The sequence below is a fragment of the Pseudomonas sp. FSL R10-2189 genome, assembly GCF_009600325.1.
In the GTDB taxonomy this organism is placed as follows: Bacteria; Pseudomonadota; Gammaproteobacteria; order Pseudomonadales; family Pseudomonadaceae; genus Aquipseudomonas; species Aquipseudomonas helleri.
Genome location: NZ_WIVZ01000018.1, coordinates 89,001 through 112,449, shown reverse-complemented (window position 1 = coordinate 112,449; position 23,449 = coordinate 89,001). Strand labels below are relative to the sequence as shown.

22 protein-coding genes and 1 pseudogene are annotated in these 23,449 nt (G+C 59.7%); 9 read left to right on the top strand and 14 right to left on the bottom strand.

All coding sequences use genetic code 11. The annotated features are described in order from the left end of the window. The 6 genes from GHO32_RS14760 to fdhA all read left to right on the top strand — a co-directional run. Nucleotides 1-693 (top strand): FAD-dependent oxidoreductase (locus tag GHO32_RS14760; protein WP_153442868.1); only part of this gene is annotated, 693 nt, incomplete at its 5' end. Between the two features lie 14 nt (nucleotides 694-707). Beyond that, nucleotides 708-1,040: a sarcosine oxidase subunit delta gene (locus GHO32_RS14755; RefSeq protein ID WP_048372327.1), complete on the top strand. Its 333-nt coding sequence runs from the start codon at nucleotides 708-710 to the stop codon at nucleotides 1,038-1,040. Beyond that, entirely contained in the window at nucleotides 1,037-4,054 is a 3,018-nt protein-coding gene (locus GHO32_RS14750) for a sarcosine oxidase subunit alpha (protein WP_153336560.1), read from the top strand. The genes GHO32_RS14755 and GHO32_RS14750 overlap by 4 nt, the downstream gene beginning before the upstream one ends. A gap of 12 nt (nucleotides 4,055-4,066) precedes the next feature. Next, nucleotides 4,067-4,699, top strand: a complete 633-nt coding sequence (locus GHO32_RS14745) for a sarcosine oxidase subunit gamma (RefSeq protein ID WP_153336561.1) — start codon at nucleotides 4,067-4,069, stop codon at nucleotides 4,697-4,699. A gap of 138 nt (nucleotides 4,700-4,837) precedes the next feature. After that, nucleotides 4,838-5,695: a formyltetrahydrofolate deformylase gene (purU, locus tag GHO32_RS14740; RefSeq protein ID WP_153336562.1), complete on the top strand. Its 858-nt coding sequence runs from the start codon at nucleotides 4,838-4,840 to the stop codon at nucleotides 5,693-5,695. Between the two features lie 75 nt (nucleotides 5,696-5,770). After that, entirely contained in the window at nucleotides 5,771-6,970 is a 1,200-nt protein-coding gene (gene fdhA, locus GHO32_RS14735) for a formaldehyde dehydrogenase, glutathione-independent (protein ID WP_153338148.1), read from the top strand. A 65-nt stretch (nucleotides 6,971-7,035) separates the two neighbouring features. Here the strand turns inward: fdhA and GHO32_RS14730 are convergent, their stop codons facing one another. The 5 genes and pseudogenes from GHO32_RS14730 to GHO32_RS14710 form a co-directional block, all read right to left on the bottom strand. Beyond that, nucleotides 7,036-8,076 (bottom strand): RHS repeat-associated core domain-containing protein, encoded by a 1,041-nt coding sequence (locus GHO32_RS14730; RefSeq protein ID WP_153336827.1) that lies wholly within the window; start codon nucleotides 8,074-8,076, stop codon nucleotides 7,036-7,038. Between the two features lie 246 nt (nucleotides 8,077-8,322). Beyond that, nucleotides 8,323-9,363 carry an RHS repeat-associated core domain-containing protein gene (locus GHO32_RS14725; protein WP_153336826.1) on the bottom strand — a complete coding sequence of 347 codons (1,041 nt, stop codon included), beginning with the start codon at nucleotides 9,361-9,363 and terminating at the stop codon, nucleotides 8,323-8,325. Nucleotides 9,364-9,454: 91 nt separating this feature from the next. Continuing rightward, nucleotides 9,455-9,715, bottom strand: a complete 261-nt coding sequence (locus GHO32_RS14720; protein WP_153336825.1) for a short-chain dehydrogenase — start codon at nucleotides 9,713-9,715, stop codon at nucleotides 9,455-9,457. A gap of 313 nt (nucleotides 9,716-10,028) precedes the next feature. Continuing rightward, nucleotides 10,029-10,349, bottom strand: a pseudogene (locus GHO32_RS14715) (anti-sigma factor); the annotation flags it as partial. Then, complete coding sequence (locus GHO32_RS14710) at nucleotides 10,346-10,864, bottom strand: sigma factor (RefSeq protein WP_153336824.1); 519 nt, start codon at nucleotides 10,862-10,864, stop codon at nucleotides 10,346-10,348. The pseudogene GHO32_RS14715 and the gene GHO32_RS14710, both read right to left, overlap by 4 nt. Nucleotides 10,865-11,140: 276 nt before the next feature. Between GHO32_RS14710 and GHO32_RS14705 the strand changes: the two genes are divergently transcribed. Next, nucleotides 11,141-11,716, top strand: a complete 576-nt coding sequence (locus tag GHO32_RS14705; protein ID WP_153336823.1) for a DUF2780 domain-containing protein — start codon at nucleotides 11,141-11,143, stop codon at nucleotides 11,714-11,716. A 3-nt stretch (nucleotides 11,717-11,719) separates the two neighbouring features. Here GHO32_RS14705 and GHO32_RS14700 read toward each other — a convergent pair whose 3' ends face one another. Next, nucleotides 11,720-12,607 carry an acyltransferase gene (locus GHO32_RS14700; RefSeq protein ID WP_153336822.1) on the bottom strand — a complete coding sequence of 296 codons (888 nt, stop codon included), beginning with the start codon at nucleotides 12,605-12,607 and terminating at the stop codon, nucleotides 11,720-11,722. Between the two features lie 247 nt (nucleotides 12,608-12,854). On the opposite strand from GHO32_RS14700, the gene GHO32_RS14695 reads away from it, so the two are divergent. Next, the gene (locus GHO32_RS14695) at nucleotides 12,855-13,355 is read left to right on the top strand and encodes an ATP-dependent zinc protease (protein WP_048372311.1); all 501 of its coding nucleotides are present in this window, start codon (nucleotides 12,855-12,857) and stop codon (nucleotides 13,353-13,355) included. Between the two features lie 17 nt (nucleotides 13,356-13,372). Here the strand turns inward: GHO32_RS14695 and GHO32_RS14690 are convergent, their stop codons facing one another. The 8 genes from GHO32_RS14690 to GHO32_RS14660 form a co-directional block, all read right to left on the bottom strand. Then, nucleotides 13,373-14,338 (bottom strand): RHS repeat-associated core domain-containing protein, encoded by a 966-nt coding sequence (locus tag GHO32_RS14690; protein ID WP_153336821.1) that lies wholly within the window; start codon nucleotides 14,336-14,338, stop codon nucleotides 13,373-13,375. Between the two features lie 124 nt (nucleotides 14,339-14,462). Beyond that, nucleotides 14,463-14,639: a hypothetical protein gene (locus GHO32_RS26485; protein WP_088500226.1), complete on the bottom strand. Its 177-nt coding sequence runs from the start codon at nucleotides 14,637-14,639 to the stop codon at nucleotides 14,463-14,465. After that, nucleotides 14,636-15,748, bottom strand: a complete 1,113-nt coding sequence (locus GHO32_RS14685; protein ID WP_153336820.1) for a PepSY domain-containing protein — start codon at nucleotides 15,746-15,748, stop codon at nucleotides 14,636-14,638. Before GHO32_RS14685 ends, GHO32_RS26485 begins: the two co-directional genes overlap by 4 nt. A gap of 96 nt (nucleotides 15,749-15,844) precedes the next feature. Continuing rightward, a complete protein-coding gene (locus GHO32_RS14680; protein WP_153338147.1) occupies nucleotides 15,845-18,280 on the bottom strand; it encodes a TonB-dependent siderophore receptor in 2,436 nt (811 codons plus the stop codon). Between the two features lie 90 nt (nucleotides 18,281-18,370). Beyond that, nucleotides 18,371-19,345: a FecR domain-containing protein gene (locus GHO32_RS14675; protein WP_368668387.1), complete on the bottom strand. Its 975-nt coding sequence runs from the start codon at nucleotides 19,343-19,345 to the stop codon at nucleotides 18,371-18,373. After that, nucleotides 19,342-19,860, bottom strand: coding sequence for an RNA polymerase sigma factor (locus GHO32_RS14670; RefSeq protein WP_153336678.1), 519 nt, complete (start codon nucleotides 19,858-19,860; stop codon nucleotides 19,342-19,344). Before GHO32_RS14670 ends, GHO32_RS14675 begins: the two co-directional genes overlap by 4 nt. Before the next feature lie 225 nt (nucleotides 19,861-20,085). Continuing rightward, complete coding sequence (locus tag GHO32_RS14665; protein WP_048384949.1) at nucleotides 20,086-20,796, bottom strand: PolC-type DNA polymerase III; 711 nt, start codon at nucleotides 20,794-20,796, stop codon at nucleotides 20,086-20,088. Beyond that, complete coding sequence (locus GHO32_RS14660) at nucleotides 20,793-22,727, bottom strand: putative nucleotidyltransferase substrate binding domain-containing protein (RefSeq protein WP_153336677.1); 1,935 nt, start codon at nucleotides 22,725-22,727, stop codon at nucleotides 20,793-20,795. The genes GHO32_RS14665 and GHO32_RS14660 overlap by 4 nt, the downstream gene beginning before the upstream one ends. A 268-nt stretch (nucleotides 22,728-22,995) precedes the next feature. Between GHO32_RS14660 and GHO32_RS14655 the strand changes: the two genes are divergently transcribed. Then, nucleotides 22,996-23,436, top strand: a complete 441-nt coding sequence (locus GHO32_RS14655) for a response regulator (RefSeq protein WP_153336676.1) — start codon at nucleotides 22,996-22,998, stop codon at nucleotides 23,434-23,436. The last annotated feature ends 13 nt before the right edge of the window (nucleotides 23,437-23,449 follow it).

Genomic DNA, 23,449 nt, shown 5'->3' with positions numbered 1-23,449 from the left:
GTGGCCTGGGGCTTTGCCCGGGCCGCCGACGCCCTGGGCGTGGACTTGATCCAGCAGACCGAAGTGCTCGGCTTTCGCAAAGAGAACGGCGTGTGCATCGGTGTTGAAACCAGCAAGGGCTTTATCGGCGCCAAGCGCGTGGGCGTGGTCACGGCCGGTAACTCCGGGCACATGGCGCGCCAGGCCGGGTTCCGTTTGCCGATCGAATCGCACCCGCTGCAAGCGCTGGTGTCGGAGCCGATCAAGCCGATTATCGACAGCGTGATCATGTCCAACGCCGTACACGGCTACATCAGCCAGTCCGACAAGGGCGACCTGGTGATCGGCGCCGGTATCGACGGATGGGTCGGCTACGGCCAGCGCGGCTCGTACCCGGTGATCGAACACACCATTCAAGCGATTGTGGAGATGTTCCCGGTGCTGTCGCGCGTGCGCATGAACCGCCAATGGGGCGGCATCGTCGACACCACACCAGACGCCTGCCCGATCATTTCGAAAACCCCGGTCCCGAATCTGTTCTTCAACTGCGGCTGGGGCACGGGCGGTTTTAAAGCCACGCCGGGCTCGGGCAACGTGTTTGCCGCCAGTTTGGCCAAAGGCGAAATGCACCCGCTGGCGGCACCGTTTTCCATCGACCGTTTTTACAACGGCGCACTAATCGACGAACACGGCGCTGCTGCTGTCGCCCACTAACAGGAGAAACACCCATGTTGCATATCTTCTGTCCTCATTGCGGCGAGTTGCGCTCCGAAGAAGAGTTTCACGCCAGCGGCCAGGCGCACATTCCGCGCCCGCTCGACCCTAACGCCTGCACCGACAAGGAGTGGGGCGACTACATGTTCTTTCGCGACAACCCGCGCGGCCTGCACCACGAACTGTGGAACCACGTCGCCGGTTGCCGGCAGTTCTTCAACGCCACGCGCAACACCGTGACCTACGAAATTCTGGAAACCTACCTGATTGGTAGCAAACCGCAGTTCACCGAACAGGCCGCACCGGTTGCGCCTGCAGCCACCCGCGAGCTGGGAGAAAAGGTATGAGCCAGACCCATCGCTTGCCTAGCGGCGGCCGTGTTGATCGCAGCAAAGTGCTGACCTTTACCTTCAACGGCCAACAGTACAAAGGCTATGAAGGCGACAGCCTGGCGGCCGCGTTGCTGGCCAATGGAGTCGACATCATCGGTCGCAGTTTCAAGTACTCCCGGCCTCGGGGCATTTATGCTGCTGGCGCTGAAGAGCCCAACGCGGTGCTGCAAATCGGCGCCACCGAAGCCACACAAATCCCCAACGTGCGCGCCACGCAACAGGCGCTGTATCAAGGTTTGGTGGCCGCCAGCACCAACGGCTGGCCCAACGTCAACACCGACATGATGGGCATTTTGGGCAAGGTCGGCGGCAAGCTGATGCCGCCGGGTTTTTACTACAAAACCTTTATGTACCCGCAGTCGTTCTGGATGACTTACGAGAAGTACATCCGCAAGGCTGCAGGCTTGGGCCGTTCGCCTACGCAGAATGACCCCGATACCTACGACAACCTGAACCACCACTGCGACGTGCTGATTGTCGGCGCCGGGCCTGCCGGTTTGGCCGCTGCCCTGGCGGCTGCACGCAGCGGTGCACGGGTGATTGTCGCCGATGAGCAGGAAGAGTTTGGCGGCAGCCTGCTGGACAGCCGCGAAAGCCTCGACGGCAAACCGGCCATGGAGTGGGTGGCGAAGGTGATCACTGAACTCAAGAGCCTGCCGGACGTGTTGTTACTGCCGCGGGCGACGGTCAACGGTTATCACGACCACAACTTTCTGACCATTCACGAGCGCCTCACCGACCACTTGGGCGACCGTGCGCCGATTGGCCAGGTGCGCCAACGTTTGCACCGGGTCCGGGCCAAGCGCGTGGTGCTGGCCACCGGCGCCTGCGAGCGCCCGCTGGTGTACGGCAACAACGACGTGCCGGGCAACATGCTGGCGGGTGCGGTGTCGACCTACGTGCGCCGCTACGGCGTGGCGCCGGGTAAAAAATTGCTGCTGAGCACCAACAACGATTACGCCTACCGCGTCGCGCTGGACTGGCTCGATGCCGGCCAACAGGTGGTGGCGGTGGCCGATGCACGGAGCAATCCGCGAGGCGCGCTGGTTGAAGAAGCGCGGGCCAAAGGCATTCGGATCTTGACCGCCAGTGCGGTGATCGAAGCCCGTGGCAGCAAACGCGTGACCGGCGCCCGCGTGGCGGCCATTGACCTTAAAACCCACAGCGTTACCAGCCCCGGCGAATGGCTGGTGTGTGACCTGGTGGCGACGTCGGGCGGTTACAGCCCGGTGGTGCACCTGGCCTCGCACTTGGGCGGCAAGCCGATCTGGCGCGAAGACATTCTGGGGTTTGTACCGGGCGAAGCACCGCAAAAACGCGTGTGCGTCGGCGGCATCAATGGCGTGTACGGGTTGGGTGACAGCCTGGCCGATGGCTTTGAAGGCGGCGTGCGCGCAGCCAGTGAAGCCGGGTTTAAAGCGGTCGAGGGCGTGTTGCCCAAAGCCTTGAATCAAGTGCAGGAAGCCACCGTGGCGCTGTTTCAGGTGCCCCACGAAAAAGCCACGGCGCGTGCCCCCAAACAATTTGTCGACCTGCAAAACGACGTGACGGCGGCCGCGATTGAGCTGGCCACCCGCGAAGGCTTTGAGTCGGTCGAGCACGTTAAACGCTACACCGCGCTGGGCTTTGGTACTGACCAGGGCAAGCTGGGCAACGTTAACGGCCTGGCGATTGCTGCGCGTTCGTTGAACGTGACCATCGCGCAGATGGGCACCACCATGTTCCGCCCCAACTACACGCCAGTGACGTTTGGCGCGGTGGCGGGTCGCCATTGCGGGCACATTTTTGAGCCGGTGCGTTACACCGCGTTGCAGGCCTGGCACGTGAAACAGGGCGCCGAGTTTGAAGACGTCGGCCAGTGGAAACGCCCGTGGTACTTCCCGCGTCATGGCGAAGACCTGCACGCTGCGGTTAAACGCGAGTGCCAGGCGGTGCGTGACAGCGTCGGTATTCTGGACGCCTCGACCCTGGGCAAAATCGACATTCAAGGCCCTGATGCGCGGGAGTTTTTAAACCGCATCTACACCAACGCCTGGACCAAGCTGGATGTGGGCAAGGCGCGTTACGGGCTGATGTGCAAAGAAGACGGCATGGTCTTCGACGACGGTGTGACGGCGTGCCTGGCCGACAACCATTTCGTCATGACTACCACCACCGGCGGTGCGGCCCGCGTGCTGCAATGGCTGGAAATCTATCAACAGACGGAATGGCCGGAACTCAAGGTGTACTTCACCTCGGTCACCGACCATTACGCAACGCTGACCTTGAGCGGCCCCAACAGCCGCAAGCTGCTGAGCGAAGTGACCGACATTGATCTGGACCGCGATGCGTTCCCGTTCATGACCTGGAAAGAAGGCCTGGTGGCGGGCGTGCCGGCGCGGGTGTTCCGTATTTCGTTTACCGGCGAGCTGTCGTACGAGGTCAACATCCAGGCTGACTACGCCATGGGCGTGCTGGAAAAAATCGCCGAGGCGGGCAAGCAGTACAACCTGACCCCGTACGGCACCGAGACCATGCACGTGCTGCGCGCCGAGAAGGGTTTCATCATCGTTGGCCAGGACACCGACGGCTCCATGACCCCGGACGACCTCAACATGGGCTGGTGCGTGGGCCGCACCAAACCGTTCTCGTGGATCGGCTGGCGCGGCATGAACCGCGAAGACTGTGTGCGTGACCAGCGCAAACAGCTGGTGGGCCTCAAGCCGGTCGATCCGAATAAATGGCTGCCGGAAGGCGCGCAACTGGTGTTCGACCCTAAACAGACCATCCCGATGACCATGGTTGGCCATGTGACTTCCAGCTATGCGCACAACTCGCTGGGGTATTCGTTTGCCATGGGCGTGGTCAAGGGTGGTCTCAAGCGCCTCGGCGAGCGGGTGTTCTCACCCCAGGCGGATGGCAGCGTGATCGAGGCTGAAATTGTGTCTTCGGTGTTCTTCGACCCGAAAGGCGACCGGCAGAATATTTGAGTGGGTGATCTCATGACGACCGCAAACGTATACCAACAACGCCCGGACTCGGGCGCCAAAGCTGAGTCATCGCTGCATCACGCCCACCTGGCCAAGTTGATCGGCAAGGGTCGTAAAAACCCCGGCGTGACCGTGCGCGAGAAAAAACTGCTGGGCCACCTGACCCTGCGCGGCGACGCCAAAGACCCGGCCTTTGCCGAAGGCGTGCACAAGGCGCTGGGCCTGGAGTTGCCGGTGGCCTTGAGCCTGGTGGCCAAGGGCGACAGCTCGCTGCAATGGATGGGCCCGGATGAATGGCTGCTCATCGTCCCCGGCGGTCAGGAATACGCCGTGGAACAGGCCCTGCGCGCCGCGTTGGCGGGGCTGCATATTTCGGTGGTCAACGTCAGCGGCGGGCAGCAACTGCTGGAGCTGAGCGGGCCGGATGTGCGCAACGTGCTGATGAAGTCGACGAGCTACGACGTGCATCCCGACAACTTCCCTGTGGGCAAGGCGGTGGGCACCGTGTTTGCCAAGTCGCAACTGGTGATCCGGCACACGGCTGAAGACACCTGGGAGCTGTTGATCCGCCGCAGTTTCTCGGATTACTGGTGGCTGTGGCTGCAGGATGCAGCGGCGGAATATGGGCTGAATGTTGAGGCCTGAGTAACGGCTTGCCCTCACCCCAACCCTCTCCCGGAGGGAGAGGGGGCTGATTGTCGGCGCGGTCAGTTCCCTCTCCCTGCGCGAAAGGGCCAGGGTGAGGGGCTTTTGCTTTTCATCATTCAAACAAGGAATTGCACCATGAGCCGCGCCCCTGACACCTGGATCCTCACGGCCGATTGCCCCAGCCTGCTGGGCACCGTCGACGCCGTGACCCGCTATCTGTTTGAACACCGTTGCTACGTCACCGAGCACCATTCCTTTGATGATCAGCGTTCGGGGCGGTTTTTTATTCGCGTTGAATTCCGCCAGCCCGACGGTTTTGACGAGAACGCCTTTCGCGAAGGGCTCGCAGAGCGGGGCAATGCCTTCGGCATGACCTTTGAGCTGACCCCACCGCACTACCGCCCCAAAGTGCTGATCATGGTCTCCAAGGCGGACCACTGCCTGAACGACTTGCTGTATCGCCAACGCATCGGCCAACTGTCGATGGACGTGGTGGCGGTGGTGTCCAACCACCCTGACCTTGAACCGCTGGCGCAATGGCATGGCATCCCTTATCACCACTTCGCCCTCGACCCGGCCAACAAGCCCGCGCAAGAGGCCCGCGTGTGGCAAGTGATCGAAGACACCGGCGCCGAACTGGTGATTCTTGCCCGCTACATGCAAGTGCTGTCCCCCGAGCTGTGCCGCAAACTCGACGGCAAGGCCATCAACATTCACCACTCCTTGCTCCCCGGTTTTAAAGGCGCCAAGCCGTATCACCAGGCCTACGAGAAAGGCGTGAAACTGGTGGGCGCCACCGCGCACTACATCAATAACGACCTGGACGAAGGCCCGATCATCGCCCAGGGCGTGGAGGTGGTTGACCACAGTCACTACCCCGAAGACTTGATCGCCAAGGGCCGCGACATCGAAGCCCAGACCTTGGCGCGGGGCGTGGGCTATCACATTGAACGGCGCGTTTTCCTAAATGGAGGTCGTACGGTGGTGTTGTGACGGCAGCGGCAAGCTCTAAGCTGCAAGCGACACGTTAAAACTGCTTCACCTCCAACAACAACAAGGGTGAATACGATGGCTGACAATCGCGGTGTGGTGTACCTGGGCAATGGCCAGGTTGAAGTGCAGAACATTCCTTTTCCCAAGATGCAAAACCCACAAGGCAAGCCGATCCATCACGGGGTGATCCTGCGGGTGGTGTCGACCAATATTTGTGGGTCTGACCAGCATATGGTGCGCGGTCGCACCACGGCGCAAGTGGGGCTGGTGCTGGGTCATGAGATCACCGGCGAGGTGATTGAGGCCGGGCGTGACGTTGAACATTTGAAAGTCGGCGACCTGGTGTCGGTGCCGTTCAACGTGGCCTGCGGGCGTTGCCGCAGTTGCAAAGAGCAAAACACCGGCGTGTGCCTGACCGTCAACCCCGCCCGTCCCGGCGGTGCGTATGGCTATGTGGACATGGGCGATTGGGTAGGCGGCCAGGCGGAATATGTGCTGGTGCCGTATGCCGATTTCAACCTGCTCAAACTGCCGAACCGCGACGCCGCCATGGAGAAAATCCGCGACCTGACCTGCCTCTCCGACATCCTGCCCACCGGCTACCACGGTGCGGTTACGGCGGGCGTTGGCCCCGGCAGCACGGTGTACATCGCCGGCGCTGGCCCGGTGGGCCTGGCTGCGGCGGCGTCGGCGCGTTTGCTGGGCGCGGCGGTGGTGATTGTCGGTGACGTTAACCCGATCCGTCTGGCGCATGCCAAGGCGCAGGGCTTCGAAATTGCTGACCTGTCCAAAGACACCCCGCTGCATGAACAAATCGCCGAGTTGCTGGGCGAGCCGGAAGTCGACTGCGCGGTCGATGCCGTGGGCTTTGAAGCCCGTGGCCACGGCCATGACGGCGTCAAGCACGAAGCCCCGGCCACGGTGCTCAACTCACTGATGGGCGTGGTGCGGGTGGCGGGCAAAATCGGTATTCCGGGCCTGTACGTCACCGAAGACCCGGGCGCTGTCGATGCGGCCGCCAAAATGGGCAGCCTGAGCATCCGCTTTGGTCTGGGCTGGGCCAAATCCCACACCTTCCACACCGGGCAAACTCCGGTGATGAAATACAACCGCCAACTGATGCAGGCGATCATGTGGGACCGCATCAAAATTGCCGACATTGTGGGCGTAGAGGTGATCAGCTTGAATGACGCCCCGCGCGGGTATGGCGAGTTTGATGCCGGTGTGCCGAAGAAGTTTGTGATTGATCCGCATACGTTGTTTAGTGCGCGGTAGATGGAGTTGCCTGATAAGGCGAGCTGCTGTTCGCCTTATCAGTCGTTGTACTGCAGGTAGTGTTTTTATTTATTTCCTCTGATGCGTACAAGTTGCTCTTTTACGTAGTTTAGCTCTAATTTTTTGTTCTGAAGTGAGATCGCAGCTGCTGTGAGCAATGTATCGTGCGTATCTAAATCCCAACCTGCTGTCACCGTATTCCAGCTAGGAGGGGGCAGGGTAGCCGTGGCTGTAACTTGTCTGTAACTGGGTAGGTCATTGGTGTTTTGAGGGGAGTTACGTGCTTTCCATGTTTCGATACGGTTGTTGTGCTTAGTATGTTTTCGTATATTTTCAAAAAGAATTGAGTCGTAGTCTTTGGCTTGTTGGGCGATTTCTGAGTTTAGTTTGTAAGCTCTGCCAGTTAACTGTTCTTTACTGGAGGCGGCAATAGATGGGCTTCTTTCTATAGGATTAATGCCTTTTTTTAATCCGCGCTGAATGGTTGTTTTAGTTTCTTTAGTGCTCTGGCTTAGTAATTTAATTGTCTTTTTTGAAGTTGCAGATGGGCTTATTAAGTGCATGGATCGCAGAATGTTTTTTACGAGTGAAGGAAGGTGCCCGGTGGGATCAACCTTGTTCAACGGGTCATTATCGCAATACGCATATGCGTTAATCCCTCCCTCCCCAAACGGGCTCCAACTGTCCGGACTATTAAAGCGCATCAAGACCGGGTTGAATGCCCGATACCCTTGGCCCAATAAATAATGCCCCGTCAGCGGTTCTGGCCGTTCGCCGTTAAACCCTGCGCCATTGAGTGAGGCGCCGATGGGGTGATGGCCAAAGGGCGAGTAAGCCTGCGCGTGCAGGGTACCCTCAGGGCTAACGCCATTGAGTACAGAGGTTTGCTGATCGGTGGCCAATAAGGTAGTGCCGGGCAGGCTGCCATGCTGCTGCAACGCGAGGGGTTGTGAGTCGGTCTCAAAAAACCGGCTTTTACGATCGCCCTCAACCTCAGTGGCGATGCGGGTGTCGTTGTAAAAACGTTGAATGCTGTTGCTGGCGGCCAGGCGGTCTAATGGATCGTACAGGTAGGTGCTGGCGACGGTTTTGCGCTGTTTGCTCATGCTGAACTCCCGGGAAAAGCGCGGACGAAGGTTCAGCTTCCCCCTGGAGTTGCACGCTGTATAGCTAGCAGAACTACTAGGGAGTGAGCCTGCCGAATCAAGATAGCCGACAGTGTGGGCCTTGAAATGAAAGGGCATCAATGAGGGCCTTCGCGGGAAGGTGCACTTTACCTGTCGTTATTTATAAATATTGTTCAGTCATCTTCATGTGATTGGGCAACACAGCCCGTGAGTGGAAGAGATTTTTTATTGAGGGTTTTTTGTGCCGTTGTTATCTTTCCCTCTTCTGATGATTTTTTGAGCGGTCAATGTTTTATGGTTTTGGATGACCCACTTTCCTGAAATAAGATTCACGTAGGGATCGTAATTTTTGTTTTGTGAAAACATATATGCAGAATCTAAAAAGCTTTTAAACTGAGGGCCGTAGTTTCGATTGTTGTGATTTTTTAGGACGATAATGTCGTCATACAGGTTGTCGCTGACACTGTTGGCGAGGGAGGAATAATTGCTGGACAGGCTGGACTCTGAAGGTAAGGACGGAAGGGGGCGTGCTTGGATTTGCTTGATTCTGCTGCTGCTTATTGATGGGCGGGAGGTGGCTGAGGTTGTGTATGAGACGGTGTTGTAGATATCCGAATCAGCATACAGTTGGTTCGCTTTAAGGCCAGGATTTATAGATTCTGATTTTAGGTTGGAAACAACGCGGGGTATTTTTTTTACCGAGGTTTTTCTTAATCCCGTTAACTTTAATAAACCTTTTACTGCGCCCCATATGCCCGCATGCCCTGTTGGGTCTATTTCCATTATTGGGTCCGTGCAATACGCATACGCATTAATCCCCCCATCACCAAACGGGCTCCAACTGTCCGGACTGTTAAAACGCATCAATACCGGGTTAAACGCCCGATATCCCTGGCCCAACAAATAATGCCCTGTCAGCGGTTCAGGTCGTTCGCCGTTAAACCCGGCTCCATTGAGTGAGGTGCCGATGGGGTGATGGCCAAAGGGCGAGTAAGCCTGCGCGTGCAGGGCTCCCTCAGGGCTAACGCCATTGAGCACAGAGGTTTGCTGATCGGTCGCCAATAAGGTGGTGCCGGGCAGGCTGCCCTGCTGCTGCAACGCGAGGGGTTGTGAGTCGGTCTCAAAAAACCGGCTTTTACGATCGCCCTCAACCTCAGTGGCGATGCGGGTGTCGTTGTAAAAACGTTGAATGCTGTTGCTGGCTGCCAGCCGGTCCAATGGATCGTACAGGTAGGTGCTGGCGACGGTTTTGCGCTGTTTGCTCATGCAGAACTCCCGGGAAAAGCGCGGACGAAGGTTGAGCTTCCCCCTGGAGTTGCACGCTGTATAGCTAGCAGAACTGCTAGGTGGCGAGCGTTTAGACCTGCAAACGCTGGCCCAGTACGTCGAGCAGGTCACAGCCGTCGCGCAGCAAAATGGCGCAAGGCTGGGTGATGTGTTTGAGGTCTGCGCCGTCGGCGGCGCTCAGGTCTAAACGGTTGAGGCTTTCGAACAGTTGGGTCACGGCCAGAATGCGCGCCGCCGCATTGGCATGCAGCACGTCAGGCGGGCTTTGGCGGTCAATCAGCAAGCTGGGGATCAGGCAGTCTATTGCGGTCAGCGGGATGTATTGGTTCATAAAGTGCACTCTGGTGTGTTGGATAAAGCTGCCACCTATTCGTCGCCAAACGAATAGGTGGCAGCTGCACGCAGGTTGGCGAACCGGAAACACACCACCCGGCAGACCCGAAGGTCTCCCGCGCACAGCTGCCATAACACAGCCTTGCGGGTGCAAAAAAGCCTGCAAAAAAACAGGATTTTTCGCATGGTGGTTTCAGGTCGCCAAACCCGGTCGCCATTGGGACGACCGGCGGACTATAAGCCCCTGACTCCAACCCGTGCAAACCTAAAACCTTGTAGGAGCGAGCTTGCTCGCGATCTTTTGAGGGTTAAAAGACAACCAGCACAACCACTGCCGCCACCACCACACAGGCGATAGCGACCAGGTTCAGCCCGCTCAATAACGGTCGCTTGGCCGCCACTTGAGGTTCAATGCGCGCCACAATCGCTTGCCACACACGGTCGGGCACCGGGTCCTGGCCCACGGAGTCGGTCAGGCGGGCGAGGCTGGTTTGCCAGGCGGCGAGTTCTTCGCGTAACCCGGCGTCATCGACCAGCAGTTGTTCAAAGCGTTTGCTGGCGGCAGGCGGCATCAGCCCGATGGCGTAATCGCCTGCCAGGGCACGGCGCAGGGTGGGGGTTTGATAGTTCATGCTTCAAGGCCTCCACGCAGCCGTTCCATGCCACGGCGCAACCAGGCTTTGACCGAACCCAGTGGCGCGGCCAATTGCTCGGCTAACTCTTTGGCGCTGCGGCCCTGAAAATAAGCAGTGGTAATGGTTTGACGCTGCATGCCATCCAGCTGCTCAAGGCAAGGCGGCTGTTGCAGGGCGCCCTCGGGTAGCTCGCGGTGTCTGCGCAATTGCTCGATGGCCTGGTCGTGGGTGATGGCGATCATCCAGGCCACAGGGGCTGATAAATGGGGGTCGTATTGCGCGGCGTTTTGCCAGATGCGCACGAAGCTTTCTTGCACCACGTGTTCGGCCAGATCACGCTGGCTGATGCACTGCAAAGCTACGTTTTGCAGACGGGGGGCGACGCTACGATACAACGTTTCAAAGGCTCGGCGATTGCCCAATGCACATTGGGCCAACAGCTTTTTGAGGTACTCGGCGTCGGAGATTAAGATGACCGTTCTCCCATTTATCAGGGGATGGCAATGTGCCATTTGCGTGGAAAGATTAGTCCAAAATTCGTGGCTATTCCATGCATTGGCCGATCATTTTTTTCTGATGTGCCGACTTGATTTTTGGCGTTTTTATCATCCTGTCTTGATAAGTGCCGGCCCGCTGTAGAGCGATGCCCGCGCCGTTCCTGTTTTCAATTAAGATTGCGCCCTGTTTGCTGAATGCTGGCTGTAGGGAACATCCGCAGCGGTGTTGAGTCTGAGTATTAGTTTTGCTGCTCCTTGGCGGGCAGCTTTTTGGTTGAAGAGGTCGATGCGATGAAAAAGTTGAGCGCAGTAGCACTGGCAACATTGATGAGCGTAGCGGTAACCCCGGTGTTTGCAGCAGGGTTTGACCTGGGCGCGGCAACCCAGCTCTTGGGCCAGGTACAAGGCGGCAACAACGCCAGCTCTGACAAGTCGGTGCAGGCCTTGCAACTGCTGACCAAAGCCCAGCAGATGGGCGTCAAGCCTGAGCAAGCGGCGGGTGGCGTCGGGGCGATGTTGAGCCTGGCGAAAAACCAGCTGACAGCCAATGATTACGCAGCCTTGACCCAGCAAGTGCCGGGCATTAACAAGGTCACCGGCGCCGGTGCCCTGACTCAACTGAGCCAGTTCAGCGCGAAAAACCCGCAGCTTCAGGCCCTGGTGGGCCAGATCAACCCGGTCAGCAATGATGCCAAAGTGGCGGTCAGCAACGTGACCAACCAATCGCAATTGAACAGCGCGTTCCAGGCGCTGGGCATGAAAAGCAGCATGGTCCAGGAATTCGCTCCTGTGATCACTCAGTACCTGGGCCAGCAAGGGGTTGCCAGCCCGCTGCTGACCACCCTGGGTACACTGTGGGGCATCTAAGGATTAGCCGCGCTCAGCCCGCAATGTGCTGATGCGCTGGTCTTTCTTGATCCAGAGCTGGTTGACCCAGCTCTGGATCTGCGCACGAAACACCGGATCGTTCTCGTAATCACCCTGGCACAGGGCCGGATCCAGTTCGCGGGTCTGGATATCAACAATCACTTTGGGCACTTGCCCACTGATCAACGCCCAAAACCCCGGAATCTTTGCCTGTGGATACACCACGGTGACGTCGAGCACGGCGTCCAGCTGTGGGCCCATTGCCGCCAGTACAAAAGCCACGCCACCCGCCTTGGGTTTGAGCAGGTAGGTGTAGGGCGATTGTTGTTGGGCGCGTTTGGCCGGTGTAAAGCGGGTGCCTTCCAGGTAGTTGACGACCGTTACCGGCTGGCGCTTGAACAGCTCGCAGGCAGCTTGGGTGATCTTGAGGTCCTGGCCCTTTAACTCAGGGTGTTTGGCCAAAAAGGCCTTGGAATAGCGCTTCATGAACGGGTAGTCGAGCGCCCACCAGGCCAGGCCCAGAAACGGCACCCAGATCAGTTCTTTTTTAAGGAAGAACTTGAAGAACGGCGTGCGGCGGTTCAAGCCTTGCATCAAGGCCGGTATATCGACCCACGATTGGTGGTTGCTGATCACCAGGTACGAGGTGGTGCGGCTGAGGTTCTCTGCACCGCGAATGTCCCAGCGGGTGGGCAGGCACAGGGCGAAAATGCGTTTGTCGATCTCGGACCAGGTTTCGGCGATCCACATCACGGCCCACGAGTTGTAATCGCGCAGCCGGCCCGGTGAAATCAGCTTGAGCAGCGCGAACAGCATGAGCGGGCCGAACAGAATGAGGGTGTTGCACAGCAACAGCAATGTGACCAAACAGCCGGTGAGCAGGCGGCGCATAAGTAACTCTTGAACATTTAAGGACCCGCCATGATAAGCAGCGTGTTGCAGAACGCCAAATCAGAGTGCTAACAAATGTTTCGAGCTCTACAGGCTATTTCCCTCTGTGGGAGCGGGCTTGCTCGCGATAGCATCATCACGTTGCTTCAGGCGGACCGGGTTGCCTGAATCGCGAGCAAGCCCGCTCCCACATGAACCAATGGTAAATAAAGGGTCTAACCCGCACCCCTAAAAGGAAATGACCGCCATGAAGTCTGTTTTAGCCTTGCTGTCTGTATTGGCGTTGCCGGTGATGGCCGCCGAACCGACCCTGTACGGGCGTTATGAGTACATCAAACTGCCGGAAATCGGCGAGACGCTGAAGGCCAAGATGGACACCGGCGCCTTGACGGCATCGCTGTCGGCCAAAAACATTCAGACCTTCACCCGTGACGGTGAAGAGTGGGTGCGTTTCCAGCTGGCCACCCCGGACGCGGGCAGCAAGGTGTATGAGCACAAAGTGTCACGCATCAGCAAAATCAAAAACCGCGCTGATGAAGACGAAGACAAAGATGAAGTCAACGTGGCCAAGCGCCCGGTGGTGGATCTGGAGATGTGCCTGGGCAATGTCAAACGCACCGTGGAGGTCAACCTCACCGACCGCAGCAACTTCAACTACCCGCTGTTGATCGGGGCCAAAGCGCTGCGTGAGTTTGGCGCGGCGGTGAACCCGGCGCGACGCTATACGGCGGATCAGCCGGGGTGTTGAGTACCCTGGTGAGGCTGTCAGAGTCTGCGCACCGCAGTTTTTAAGATGGCCAAGTCCAGATAGTCGAGTTGATGGGTTGTCACGGGGATGGGGTTTGATTGATGCGTCAGCGTGGCAATGGGCCTTGTGGGTGGGGATGGAGGTATTTTGGCGCGCGGGGTTTTCTGGGCAAGTTGCTGGGTGAGCTTCTGGTTTTTCTCGAGTAAAGCCGAGTTAATGGCCCTCAGTTCCACTATCTGATCTTGAGCGTTGCTTAGTTCGCCTTGCATTTTCATTGCCATGAAGCGCTCATTGTTTTTTGAGTGGACGAGCGCTTCTTCCACGTCTTTTAATTCCTGCTTTATAGCCCTATTCAAATCCACGGCTTTATCGGCGGTATTGACGGGGCTTTCAACCGATAAGCGAGGTGGTTTCTTTACGCCCAAAAAACGTCTGATTCGCTTGATAAATGCCCATGCATGGCCTGTCGGGTCCGTGCGATTCACAGGCTCCCCCGCGCAATACGCATACGCATTAAACCCGCCTTTGCCAAACGGGCTCCAGCGGTCTGGGCTGTTAAAGCGCATCAGTATCGGGTTAAACGCCCGATAGCCATTGCCCAGCAAGTAATGCCCGGTCAGCGGGTCTGCACGTTCGCCATTAAAGCCGGGCACCCTGTGTGCGCCTGGCGTGAAGGGCTGGTGCCCATAAGGTGTAAAAGCCACTGATGCAGGCTGGCTGTGGTTCAGAACCGACAGCGTTGAACGTTTAGTGTCCCCGGCGACCAGAGCCGTCGTGAGTCCCTCGCCCTGATGGGTTCGGTAAGCCAGTACCGCCTCTTGAGACTCAAAGACTTGTGCACGGGTATCGCCTGTGATTTCAGTCGCCACCCGTTGACGACAATAAAACAGGTGAGTGGCTTGGTCTTCAGTGCCGGTTTTCACATGACGGTCCAGCGGGTCATAGGCGTACTGGTGCAGTTGAAGGGGCTTTTGCGCTGACATGGCTTTTACCGTAATCGCTTGCTCAATGAGCAGACAGGGATAGCGGGTTAATACCGTGAGCGGTACTGACAGAACGGCTAGGTTTGTGTGCCGTTGGTCGCCAAGCCATTGGGTAGCGCACGGGTCAGCGCTTGAGCAGCCCGCGCACGCTGATCCACACCGGGATGCCCAGGCCGATCCAGCTCAGGGCGTCCCATGCGCCTTCGCCCAGCAGGGCCGCGAACAAACCTGTGGCACTGACCAGGCCAATTGCCAGTGGCACGCTAAAGACTTTCCAGAAGTTGGACTGGCGCGGCTTCATCGGGCGCTCTCCTTGCTGGCCTTGCGCCGTACCCACCACAAATACAGGCCGCTGCCGAGCACAACCAGGGTCAGTACATCGAGGGCCGCCCAGAGTATTTTCATTGGCATGCCGCCGTAGTCACCAAAGTGCAGGGGCTGGGACATGCCCATGGCGTTCATGTACCAGGGGCGGTCGCCGACGGCGGTGACGTCCAGGGTGCTGGCGTCGATCAACACCGGTGTCAGCAGGTGCGAGGTGAGGTGGGTGCTGCCTTTCATGAAGACGGCGTAGTGGTGTTCGCTGGAGAAGCGCGTGCCGGGGAAGGCGATAAAGTCCGGTTGCATGCCGGGCGCGGCCTGGTTGGCGATCTCCAGCAGGTGAGTGGCCGGGGCGTGCCGGGTGAGGGGCGGGGCATTGCGGTAGGGTTCAACCATGGCGCTGAGGCTGTCGTTGCGCCAGGCGTCGATGATCAGGTCGGCGCAGGCGCTGATCACCCCGGTCACGCCCACCACCAAGGCCCAGGTCAGGGTCACCACGCCGATCAGGTTGTGCAGGTCGAGCCAGCGCAGGCGGCGGGATTTGTCGGTGCGCACGGTGGCAAATTCATTGCGCCGCATAAACGGCAGGTACAGCACGGTGCCGGAGATGATCGCCAGTACAAACAGGGTGCCCATAAAGGCCAGCAGCAGCTTGCCGGGCAGGCCCGCGAACATGTCCACGTGCAGGCGCAGCATGACCATCATGAAACCGCCATTGGCCGACGGTACGTCAATGGGCTGGCCGGTGCGGGTGTCGAGCATAAAGGTGTGGGACGAGTTCGGCTCCGTGCCTGCGGTGGCGGCCATGATGGCGTAGACGGCGTTGGGTTCGTCTTCTTCCCAGCCGAAATACTGCATGACCTCCCCGGGCCGATGTGCCTCGGCGGCCTGCACCAATTGCTGCAAATCGAGCTGTGGCGTGCCTTCGGGCAGTGCCTGGACTTGCGGCGCATTGCCCAGCAGGTGATCGATTTCATGGCTGAAAATCAACGGCAAACCGGTGAGCGCCAGCATCAGCAAAAAGGCGGTGCAAATCAGGCTGGTCCAGGTGTGGATAAAGGACCAGCGGCGAATGGTTTTGCTTTTCATGAAGGTCCCAAATGTAAAAACACCCTTGTCCCTGCAGGAGCGAGCTTGCCTCGCGAGCTTTTAAAAGCTCGCGCCTGCAGGGGCCGGTTCAGCGGGTTACCACTTGTAGTCGACGCTGGCCATGATGTTGCGGCGGTCACCGTAGTAGCAGTAGAAACCGTCACACGTTGACAGGTATTGCTTGTCGAAAACGTTATTGGCATTGACCGACACGGTGGTGCCTTTGAGGGCTTTGCTGACCTTGCCGAGGTCGTAATGCACGGCCGCGTCATACACGGTGTACGCGTCTGTATGACCGTAAGCGGCGTCTGCCACGTAGCCCTTGCTGCCAATGGCGATGTTGTCGGTTTCGCCGATGTAACGCGCCCCGAAACCAATGCCGAAGCCTTCCAGTGCACCTTTGTGCCAGGTGTAATCAGCCCAGATGGAGGCCTGATGCTCGGGTGTCAGCGGCAGCGGGCGATTTTTGTCCAGCGGGTCTGAGACTTTGGTCATTTTGGTGTTGGCGTAAGTGTAGGCGGCGGTCAGTTTGAGGTTGTCGTTGACGTTGCCCACGGCCTCCAGTTCCAGGCCACGCACGTTGGCTTCACCCAAGGGGCGGCTCACGCCAAGGGTGTCGCTGAGCACGATGTTTTTGCGGGTCAGGTCATACACGGCGGCAGTGAGGAGCATCTCGCTGCCCGGTGGCTGGTATTTAAGGCCCAATTCGTATTGCTTGCCTGTACCTGGCTTGAACGCTTTGCCGCCAAAGCCCCCCGGTTCGGCCTGGAACGACTCGGCATAGGACACGTAAGGGGTGAACCCCGAGTCGAACACGTAGCTCAGCGCCGCATTGCCGGTAAAGGCGCTGTCGTCGCGTTTGTCGTGGGCATCGTTCTGGTTGTAGAAGGTGGTGTCGGTGTGCAGCCAGTCTTGACGCCCGCCCAGGGTCAGACGCCAGTTATCCAGCGCCATCTGGTCTTGCAGGTACAGGCCGGTGTCGCGGGTTTTCTGGTTGTAATCGTTGTAGGCGGTGTAGTTGATGTGGCTGAAGTCTTGCCCGTAGATCGGGTTGATGATGTTACTGACCGGGGCAACGCCGTATTGCCATTTGTAGTGGGTATTGACGCGCTGATGATCGAGGCCGATCAGCAGCGTGTGCTTGAGCGCGCCGGTGGTGAAGTCGGCTTGCAGGTTGTTGTCCACGGCAAACTGGCTGATGTCTTCGTCCACGATGTTGGCGCCGCGCTGGACGGTGCCGTCATCGGCCACCGAACCAAAGTAACCGCCGGCGGTGATGCTCTGAAAGGACAAGTCACTTTTGGTGTAACGCAGGTTTTGGCGGAACTGCCACACATCGTTCAGGCGATGTTCAAAGGCATAGCCGAGTGCGTAGTAAGTTTTGTCGTAGAACTCCCAGTCCGGATCACCCAGGTTCTTGTGGGGCTTGACCTTGCCCGCCGGGGTGGACACCAGCGTGCCCTGAATTGGCAAGAACTGGCTGGTGGTGCCGGTGTCATCGCGGTTGAACTGGCTGAGGAAGGTCAGCGTGGTGTCCGGGTCGATGTTCCACGTCAGGCTCGGGGCGATGTTGTAGCGCTTGTCATCGGTGTGCTCGATGGTGGTGTTGCTGTCACGCACCACGCCGCTCACGCGATACAGAAAACGCCCTTCGTCATCTATCGGTCCCGTGCTGTCGAAGCTGATTTGCTTGCGCTGGTAGCTGCCGATTTGCAGCTGTACCTCGTGGCTGGCGGTGTCTTCGGGGCGACGGCTGACCATGTCCAGCAAGCCGCCTGCCGGGGTTTGCCCGTACACCGATGAGGCCGGGCCGCGCAGCAAGGCGACGCGCTCCAGGTTCCAGGTGTCCAGCTTGGGCATGGTGTAGGAGCCTTTGGGCAGCGGCAGGCCGTCGAGGAATTGAGTGGGTTCAAAACCGCGCACTTTCAGCCATTCCGAGCGGCTGTCGCTGCCATAGCTGCTGGCGGTCACGCCGGGCATGTAACGCACGGCATCGTCGAGGTTTTGCGCCGCTCGATCTTGCATCTGGCTGCGCGTGGCGACCGAGATTGAGCGTGGGGCTTCTGCCAGCGCGGTGTCGGTTTTAGTGCCCGCCGCTGAGCGCTGCGCCAGGTAGCCGGTGACCGGCCCCCAAGCACTTTCGTACCCGCCCTGAGCGGAAATCGTGGTGGCTTCCAGGGCTACGGCGCCCTGCGTGATTGCGATCAGGGTGTAGCTGCCTGCGCTGCCCGGCACCAACTGCAACCCCGTCCCCCGCAATGCTTCACGCAGCGCCGTGGTGGGTTCGAACGCGCCCTGCACAGGTGCCGAGGTTTTGCCGGCCAGCAGCGCAGGGTTGATGGCCAGGGTCAGGTTGGCCTGGCTGGCGATCTGGTTGAGGGTCGCGGCCAACGGCCCGGCGGGCAGGTTGTAGCTGCGCGAGGCGGCGTTATGCTCGGCGGCTATTAACGCGGTGCTGGCCAGCGGTGCGCCGAGGGCAATGGCCAGGGTTAACAGGCTGGGGCGCAAAAACGTATCGAAGGTGCGGGACATTCGGCGGATTCCTGAATGGAAATGGTTCTCAATGACTAGGAGCCGAACGAGCAGCGAAAAGTGATAGGGCTAATTGAAAATAATCTGCATTTATTTTTCTGGGGCCGGGGCAACAGTGATCCACCACGGGGTGAGCTGTTTGACCTTGACCGGCAGAATCGGCGGCAGGGCGTTAAGCGCCAGCGCAAGGTTGTCCAGCGGGAAGCTGCCGGTGATGCGCAGGTCGGCCACACGCGGGTCAACGCCCAGATGCCCACGGTGGTAGCGATTGAGTTCGCTGACCATGTCGGCCAGGCGCACGTTGTCGAGCACCAGCATGCCGCGTGTCCAGGCATCGGCCCCGGCGGTGACGGTGAGCATCTGGCCGAGGTGGTCGCGGTGCATGAGCACTTGCTGACCTGCGCTGAAGATGACGTCTTCAACGCTGTTTTCGGGGTGCGCCGCCACGCGTGACTGCAGCACGCTCAGGCGCGTGCCGTCGTCTTCGCGCTTGACCATAAACCGCGTGCCCAAGGCCCGCAGGGTGCCGTCGCGGGTTTGCACGACAAAGGGTCGTGGGTCGCCGTGGCCGGTCTGCACCATGATCTCGCCGGCTTGCAGGATGATGCGCCGGGTGTCGCCATCAAACTGCACATCTACCGCGCTGTGGGTGTTGAGGTTGATCACCGTACCATCGGCCAGTTGCAACTGGCGTTGCTCGCCGGTGGCGGTGCGTTGGTCGGCCATCCAGTAGTCCAACGGCAGGTAGTTTTTACCCGCGAACAGGGCCAGCCCGCACACCAGCGCAATGCTCGCCAGGCCGCTGCCGAGTTTGCGCACCCGTTGTTGCACCCCGCTGCGGGCGTTACGCAAGGCGTTGCGTGCGGCCAGGCTGGTGCTGCTGAAGCGGTGGTCGAGCATGCCCAGTTGTTGCCAGGCGCGGGCGTGTTCTTCGCTGGCAGCGTACCACTTGTCGAATTCGGCCTGTTGCACGGGGCTGCCATTGCCGCAGTCCAGGCACAGTTGCCAGGCAATGGCCGCGTCGAGCACACGGGCCGACACCGGTTTGGAACTGATCGCGCTCACGTGGGCTCGCCATACAGCGCGATGTAGCACTGGCGCATGCCTTGGGCCAGGTACTGACGCACACGCGGCACCGATACGCCCAAACGCTGCGCGATGTCGGCGTGGGGCAGGCCATCGAGGCGGCTGTACAGGAACGCCGCACGGGCCTTGCTCGACAGCTTGCCGAGCAAGCGGTCGATGGCTTTGAGGTCTTCGAGGATCAGGTGTTGTTCTTCGGGCGAGGGCTGCTCGGCCTCGGGCAGTAGCGTCAGTTCGTTGAGGTACGCCTGCTCCAGGGCGGCGCGGCGAAAGTAGTCAAACAGCAGGCCCTTGGCGATGGCCGCGAGAAACGCCCGGGGCTCACGCGGGGCGCTGAGTTCGCTGCGGCCCAGCAGGCGCACGAAGGTGTCCTGGCTCAAGTCCTCGGCGCGCTGCGGGCACGCCACATTGCGCCGTAACCACGCCAGCAGCCAAACGCGATGGTCGCGGTAAAGCGAGCCAACCAGTTCGTGCTGAGGGGTGTGGAGTGAGGACAACGGCTGCACCGAGGGCAAGTTTTAACTAACGATAATTATTCGCGATTGTGTCAGAGGGGAACGGGCGGCGCAATTGACGCTCATCGGATGGGTTTTGATCGCGGGCAGCCCTCGCCCTCACCCCAACCCTCTGCCGGAGGGAGAGGGAGCCGATGTGTGGTGATCTTGAGTCCGCGTGCGGTCAGTCCCCTCTCCCTCCGGGAGAGGGCTAGGGAGAGGGCGCTTTTAAAAGCTGTGAATGATCTTGCGCCGTTGCCACTGGTTGAGGCGCTGTTGCAGGGCCTGGGGGCTGTCGATGCCTTGGGCGCGGGCGCGGCTGAACAGGATGAGCGCCAGCTCCGCCGTGGCCAGGGCGTCGGCGCTGGCGTTGTGGCGATCTTCGACATACAGGTTGAAGTGCTTGATCCAGTGATCCAGACCGGCCTCGCGGCCCTGATGCTGCGGGCAGAGCATGGGCGCCAGGGCTGCCACGTCCATAAAGGCATGTTGCAGGCGGTAACCCAGGCTGTCTTTGAGCGCACGGGTGAGCATGTGCTGGTCGAACGGGGCGTGAAAGGCCAGCAGCGGGCTGTCACCGACAAACGCCATAAAGTCCAGCAGGGCGTCGGCCGGGTCGCTGCCGGCGGCAATTGCACTGGGCCCCAAGCCATGCAGCAAGACGCTGGGGCTCAGCGGGTTGTCGGTGCGCAACAAGGTCCGTTCAAAGGTTTGGCTGAAGTCGATGGCGCCGTCTTCAATGACCATCGCGCCAATCGATAACACTTGGTCGCGATTGAGGTTCAGGCCGCTGGTTTCCAGATCAACCACCACCCAGCGCTGAGCGCGCAGCGCGTGGTCGCCCAGCCCGGCAGACTCGGGCAAGCGCAACAGGCGTTGCTGCTGGGCAAGGCTTAAGGTCGGGGCTTTACGCGGCAGCAGCCAGGAAAACAGCTTCATAGCTGATACCGCAGGGCCAGGCTGCTTTGCAGGCGCTGCGCCTGTCGCAAGGCTTCACGCAGGATGCGGCGGTCTAGCTGGTTCAACTGGTCGGGGTCGACGCGGTTGGAGTACGGGCGATTTTGCCGGGTCTGCAGTTGATGCTGTTGCATGCGGGTCTGCTGAATAAAGTGATACGCCTCTTCGTAGGCCGCGCCGTCCAGCGGCTCGATCACGCCCAGGGTGGTGAGCTGGCGCAGGCGTTCCAGGGTGTTGATGGCCTCGACGCCATGGGCCAGCGCCAACAGGCGGGCGCCGTCAACGAACGGGCCGAGGCCCTGCACCTTGAGGTCGAGGGTGGCTTTGTCGCCGCCTTTGCGCTCAAGCACAAATTCCCGAAAACGGCCCACGGGCGGGCGATGGCGCAGGGCGTTGTCGGCCATCATGCGCTGGAACAAGCGGTTGTCGGCGACTTGGGTGAGGATCGTGCGGCGCAGGTGCTGGCAACCTTGTTCGTCGCCCCACACGGCGCGCAGGTCGAAGTAGATGCTGGAGGCCAACAGGTTTTGCGGCGTGGCCTCGCGAATAAATGCGCTGAAGCGCCGGGCCCATTCGGCGCGGGACAAACACAGCTCGGGGTTGCCGGCCATGATGTTGCCTTTGCACAGGGTGAAGCCGCAGGCCGCCAGGTGGTGGTTGATCTGCTGCGCGATGGGCAGCAAGCGCTGGCGAATCTCGGCAGTTTCGGCAGCGTCTTTGGCCTCGAACAAGATGCCGTTGTCCTGGTCGGTGTGCAGGGTTTGCTCGCGTCGGCCTTCGCTGCCGAAACACAGCCAGGTGAACGCCACGCCGGGGTCGCCACGCTCGGCCAGCACCAGCTCGATCACGCGGCACACGGTGTGGTCGTTGAGCAGGGTGATGATGTGGGTGATCTGGGTGGATGAAGCGCCGTGGGCCAGCATGCGCTCTACCAACTGGCTGATTTCGCCGCGCAGGTTGATCAGAGTGTCCAGCCGGGGCGCATGGCGAATGGTGCGGGCCAGGTGCACCAGGTCGACCCGTTGCAACGAGAACAGGTCGCGCTCGGAGACCACGCCGCACAGGCGCTGTTCCTTGACCAGACACACGTGGGCGATGTGCCGCTCGGTCATGGCAATGGCGGCGTCGAAAGCACTGTGGTCGGGTGACAGGTAAAACGGCCCGGCGGTCATGTGCGCGTCGATGGCCTGATCAAACTCTTCAATGCCATTGGCCACCACCTGACGCAAATCACGCAGGGTGAAAATCCCTAGCGGAGCCTTGTGTTCGTTAACGATCACGATGCTGCCCACTTGTTGCTCATGCATCAGGCGCACGGCTTCGCGCAGGGCGGTCTGCGGGCTGCAGGTAACCGGGTGGCGCATGGCCAATTCGCCCAGGCGGGTGTTGAGCGAGTATTGGGTGCCGAGGGTTTCGACGGCTTTTTGCTGCACTTGCCGGTTGACCTTGTCGAGCAGGCTGCTGACCCCGCGCAAGGCGAAATCGCGGAACTCTTCGGACAGGGCAAACACTTTGATAAACGCGGCTTTGTTCAGTTGCAGGCAGAAGGTGTCTTCAGCGGCCAAGTGTTCTGTGCGAGTGGCCCGTTCACCCAGCAGGGCGGCGAGGGGGAAGCATTCGCCAGCGGTGATCTCAAAAGTGGTTTCGACCACGCTGGCGCCCTGGTGCGTGCGCTCGCCGATGACGCGGCCTTGTTTGACGATATAGAAATGCTCGACCGGGCCGTCTTCGGGCCGAATGATGCTGTCACCGGGGCCATAGAAGCGCAGTTGGCACTGTTCAACCAGGAAGGCCAGGTGAGTGTTTTCCATTTGGTTAAAGGGCGGGAACCGCTGCAAGAACTGCATGGTGCCGTGGATGTTTTGCAACACCGCCGTTCGACCTGCCTGGAGAAACGCATCCGATTTGCTCATTACCGATACCGCATGATTAGCCGTTGTTGTTATCACGGGGCGTGGCCCCTGCTGGCCTTCATGCTCGGTTGTCTGCACGCGGGTGCCCATTGGACGTAAGTCTAGGAAACCTGTCTGGTGGCTGTGTTTTTCGACAACGTGCGGGCTTTTTACATTTTTCAGACCGGCCCTACTTGGAAATAGGCTTAGCTAGGTGCACATTGATCGCATTGCGGGATAACTGACTGAACCGCTTGGTTTTTAACCGGGGGCAGTTTTTGAGACGGGTATGAACGAACACGACATTCTGACCGACGCCGAACGCGAACTCTTGAGCGAGGTGATGCATGCCCCTGCTCCGGCAGAGCAGTGCGTGTTGATCGTCGAAGATGACCCGTATGCTCGCGAGTTGCTGGCAGAGCTGCTGTCGCTGCACGGGATTGACTGCGCGACTGCCAGTAATGGCACGCAGGCGCTGGCGCTGCTGGATTCAGCCTTGCCGATTGGCCTGATGCTGACCGATTTGCGCATGGAGCCCCACGACGGCTTGCACCTGATCCGCCAGGTGCGCGAATCGGAACGCGCTGAGCTGCCGATCATCATCATGTCCGGGGATGCAGAGGTGCGGGACGCGATTGAAGCGATGCACTTGAACGTGCTGGACTTTCTGCTCAAGCCCATCGACCCGCCCAAGCTGCTGGACCTGATCAAGCGGACCCTCAACCTGTAGGAGCGAGCTTGCT

Excerpts from the sequence above, each read along its gene's own strand:
- GHO32_RS14755 (WP_048372327.1), top strand. The coding sequence starts at position 708 with ATGTTGCATATCTTCTGTCCTCATTGCGGCGAGTTGCGCTCCGAAGAA.
- GHO32_RS14750 (WP_153336560.1), top strand. The coding sequence starts at position 1,037 with ATGAGCCAGACCCATCGCTTGCCTAGCGGCGGCCGTGTTGATCGCAGC.
- GHO32_RS14745 (WP_153336561.1), top strand. The coding sequence starts at position 4,067 with ATGACGACCGCAAACGTATACCAACAACGCCCGGACTCGGGCGCCAAA.
- purU (WP_153336562.1), top strand. The coding sequence starts at position 4,838 with ATGAGCCGCGCCCCTGACACCTGGATCCTCACGGCCGATTGCCCCAGC.
- fdhA (WP_153338148.1), top strand. The coding sequence starts at position 5,771 with ATGGCTGACAATCGCGGTGTGGTGTACCTGGGCAATGGCCAGGTTGAA.
- GHO32_RS14730 (WP_153336827.1), bottom strand. The coding sequence starts at position 8,076 with ATGAGCAAACAGCGCAAAACCGTCGCCAGCACCTACCTGTACGATCCA.
- GHO32_RS14725 (WP_153336826.1), bottom strand. The coding sequence starts at position 9,363 with ATGAGCAAACAGCGCAAAACCGTCGCCAGCACCTACCTGTACGATCCA.
- GHO32_RS14720 (WP_153336825.1), bottom strand. The coding sequence starts at position 9,715 with ATGAACCAATACATCCCGCTGACCGCAATAGACTGCCTGATCCCCAGC.
- GHO32_RS14710 (WP_153336824.1), bottom strand. The coding sequence starts at position 10,864 with ATGGCACATTGCCATCCCCTGATAAATGGGAGAACGGTCATCTTAATC.
- GHO32_RS14705 (WP_153336823.1), top strand. The coding sequence starts at position 11,141 with ATGAAAAAGTTGAGCGCAGTAGCACTGGCAACATTGATGAGCGTAGCG.
- GHO32_RS14700 (WP_153336822.1), bottom strand. The coding sequence starts at position 12,607 with ATGCGCCGCCTGCTCACCGGCTGTTTGGTCACATTGCTGTTGCTGTGC.
- GHO32_RS14695 (WP_048372311.1), top strand. The coding sequence starts at position 12,855 with ATGAAGTCTGTTTTAGCCTTGCTGTCTGTATTGGCGTTGCCGGTGATG.
- GHO32_RS14690 (WP_153336821.1), bottom strand. The coding sequence starts at position 14,338 with ATGTCAGCGCAAAAGCCCCTTCAACTGCACCAGTACGCCTATGACCCG.
- GHO32_RS26485 (WP_088500226.1), bottom strand. The coding sequence starts at position 14,639 with ATGAAGCCGCGCCAGTCCAACTTCTGGAAAGTCTTTAGCGTGCCACTG.
- GHO32_RS14685 (WP_153336820.1), bottom strand. The coding sequence starts at position 15,748 with ATGAAAAGCAAAACCATTCGCCGCTGGTCCTTTATCCACACCTGGACC.
- GHO32_RS14680 (WP_153338147.1), bottom strand. The coding sequence starts at position 18,280 with ATGTCCCGCACCTTCGATACGTTTTTGCGCCCCAGCCTGTTAACCCTG.
- GHO32_RS14665 (WP_048384949.1), bottom strand. The coding sequence starts at position 20,796 with ATGAAGCTGTTTTCCTGGCTGCTGCCGCGTAAAGCCCCGACCTTAAGC.
- GHO32_RS14660 (WP_153336677.1), bottom strand. The coding sequence starts at position 22,727 with ATGAGCAAATCGGATGCGTTTCTCCAGGCAGGTCGAACGGCGGTGTTG.
- GHO32_RS14655 (WP_153336676.1), top strand. The coding sequence starts at position 22,996 with ATGAACGAACACGACATTCTGACCGACGCCGAACGCGAACTCTTGAGC.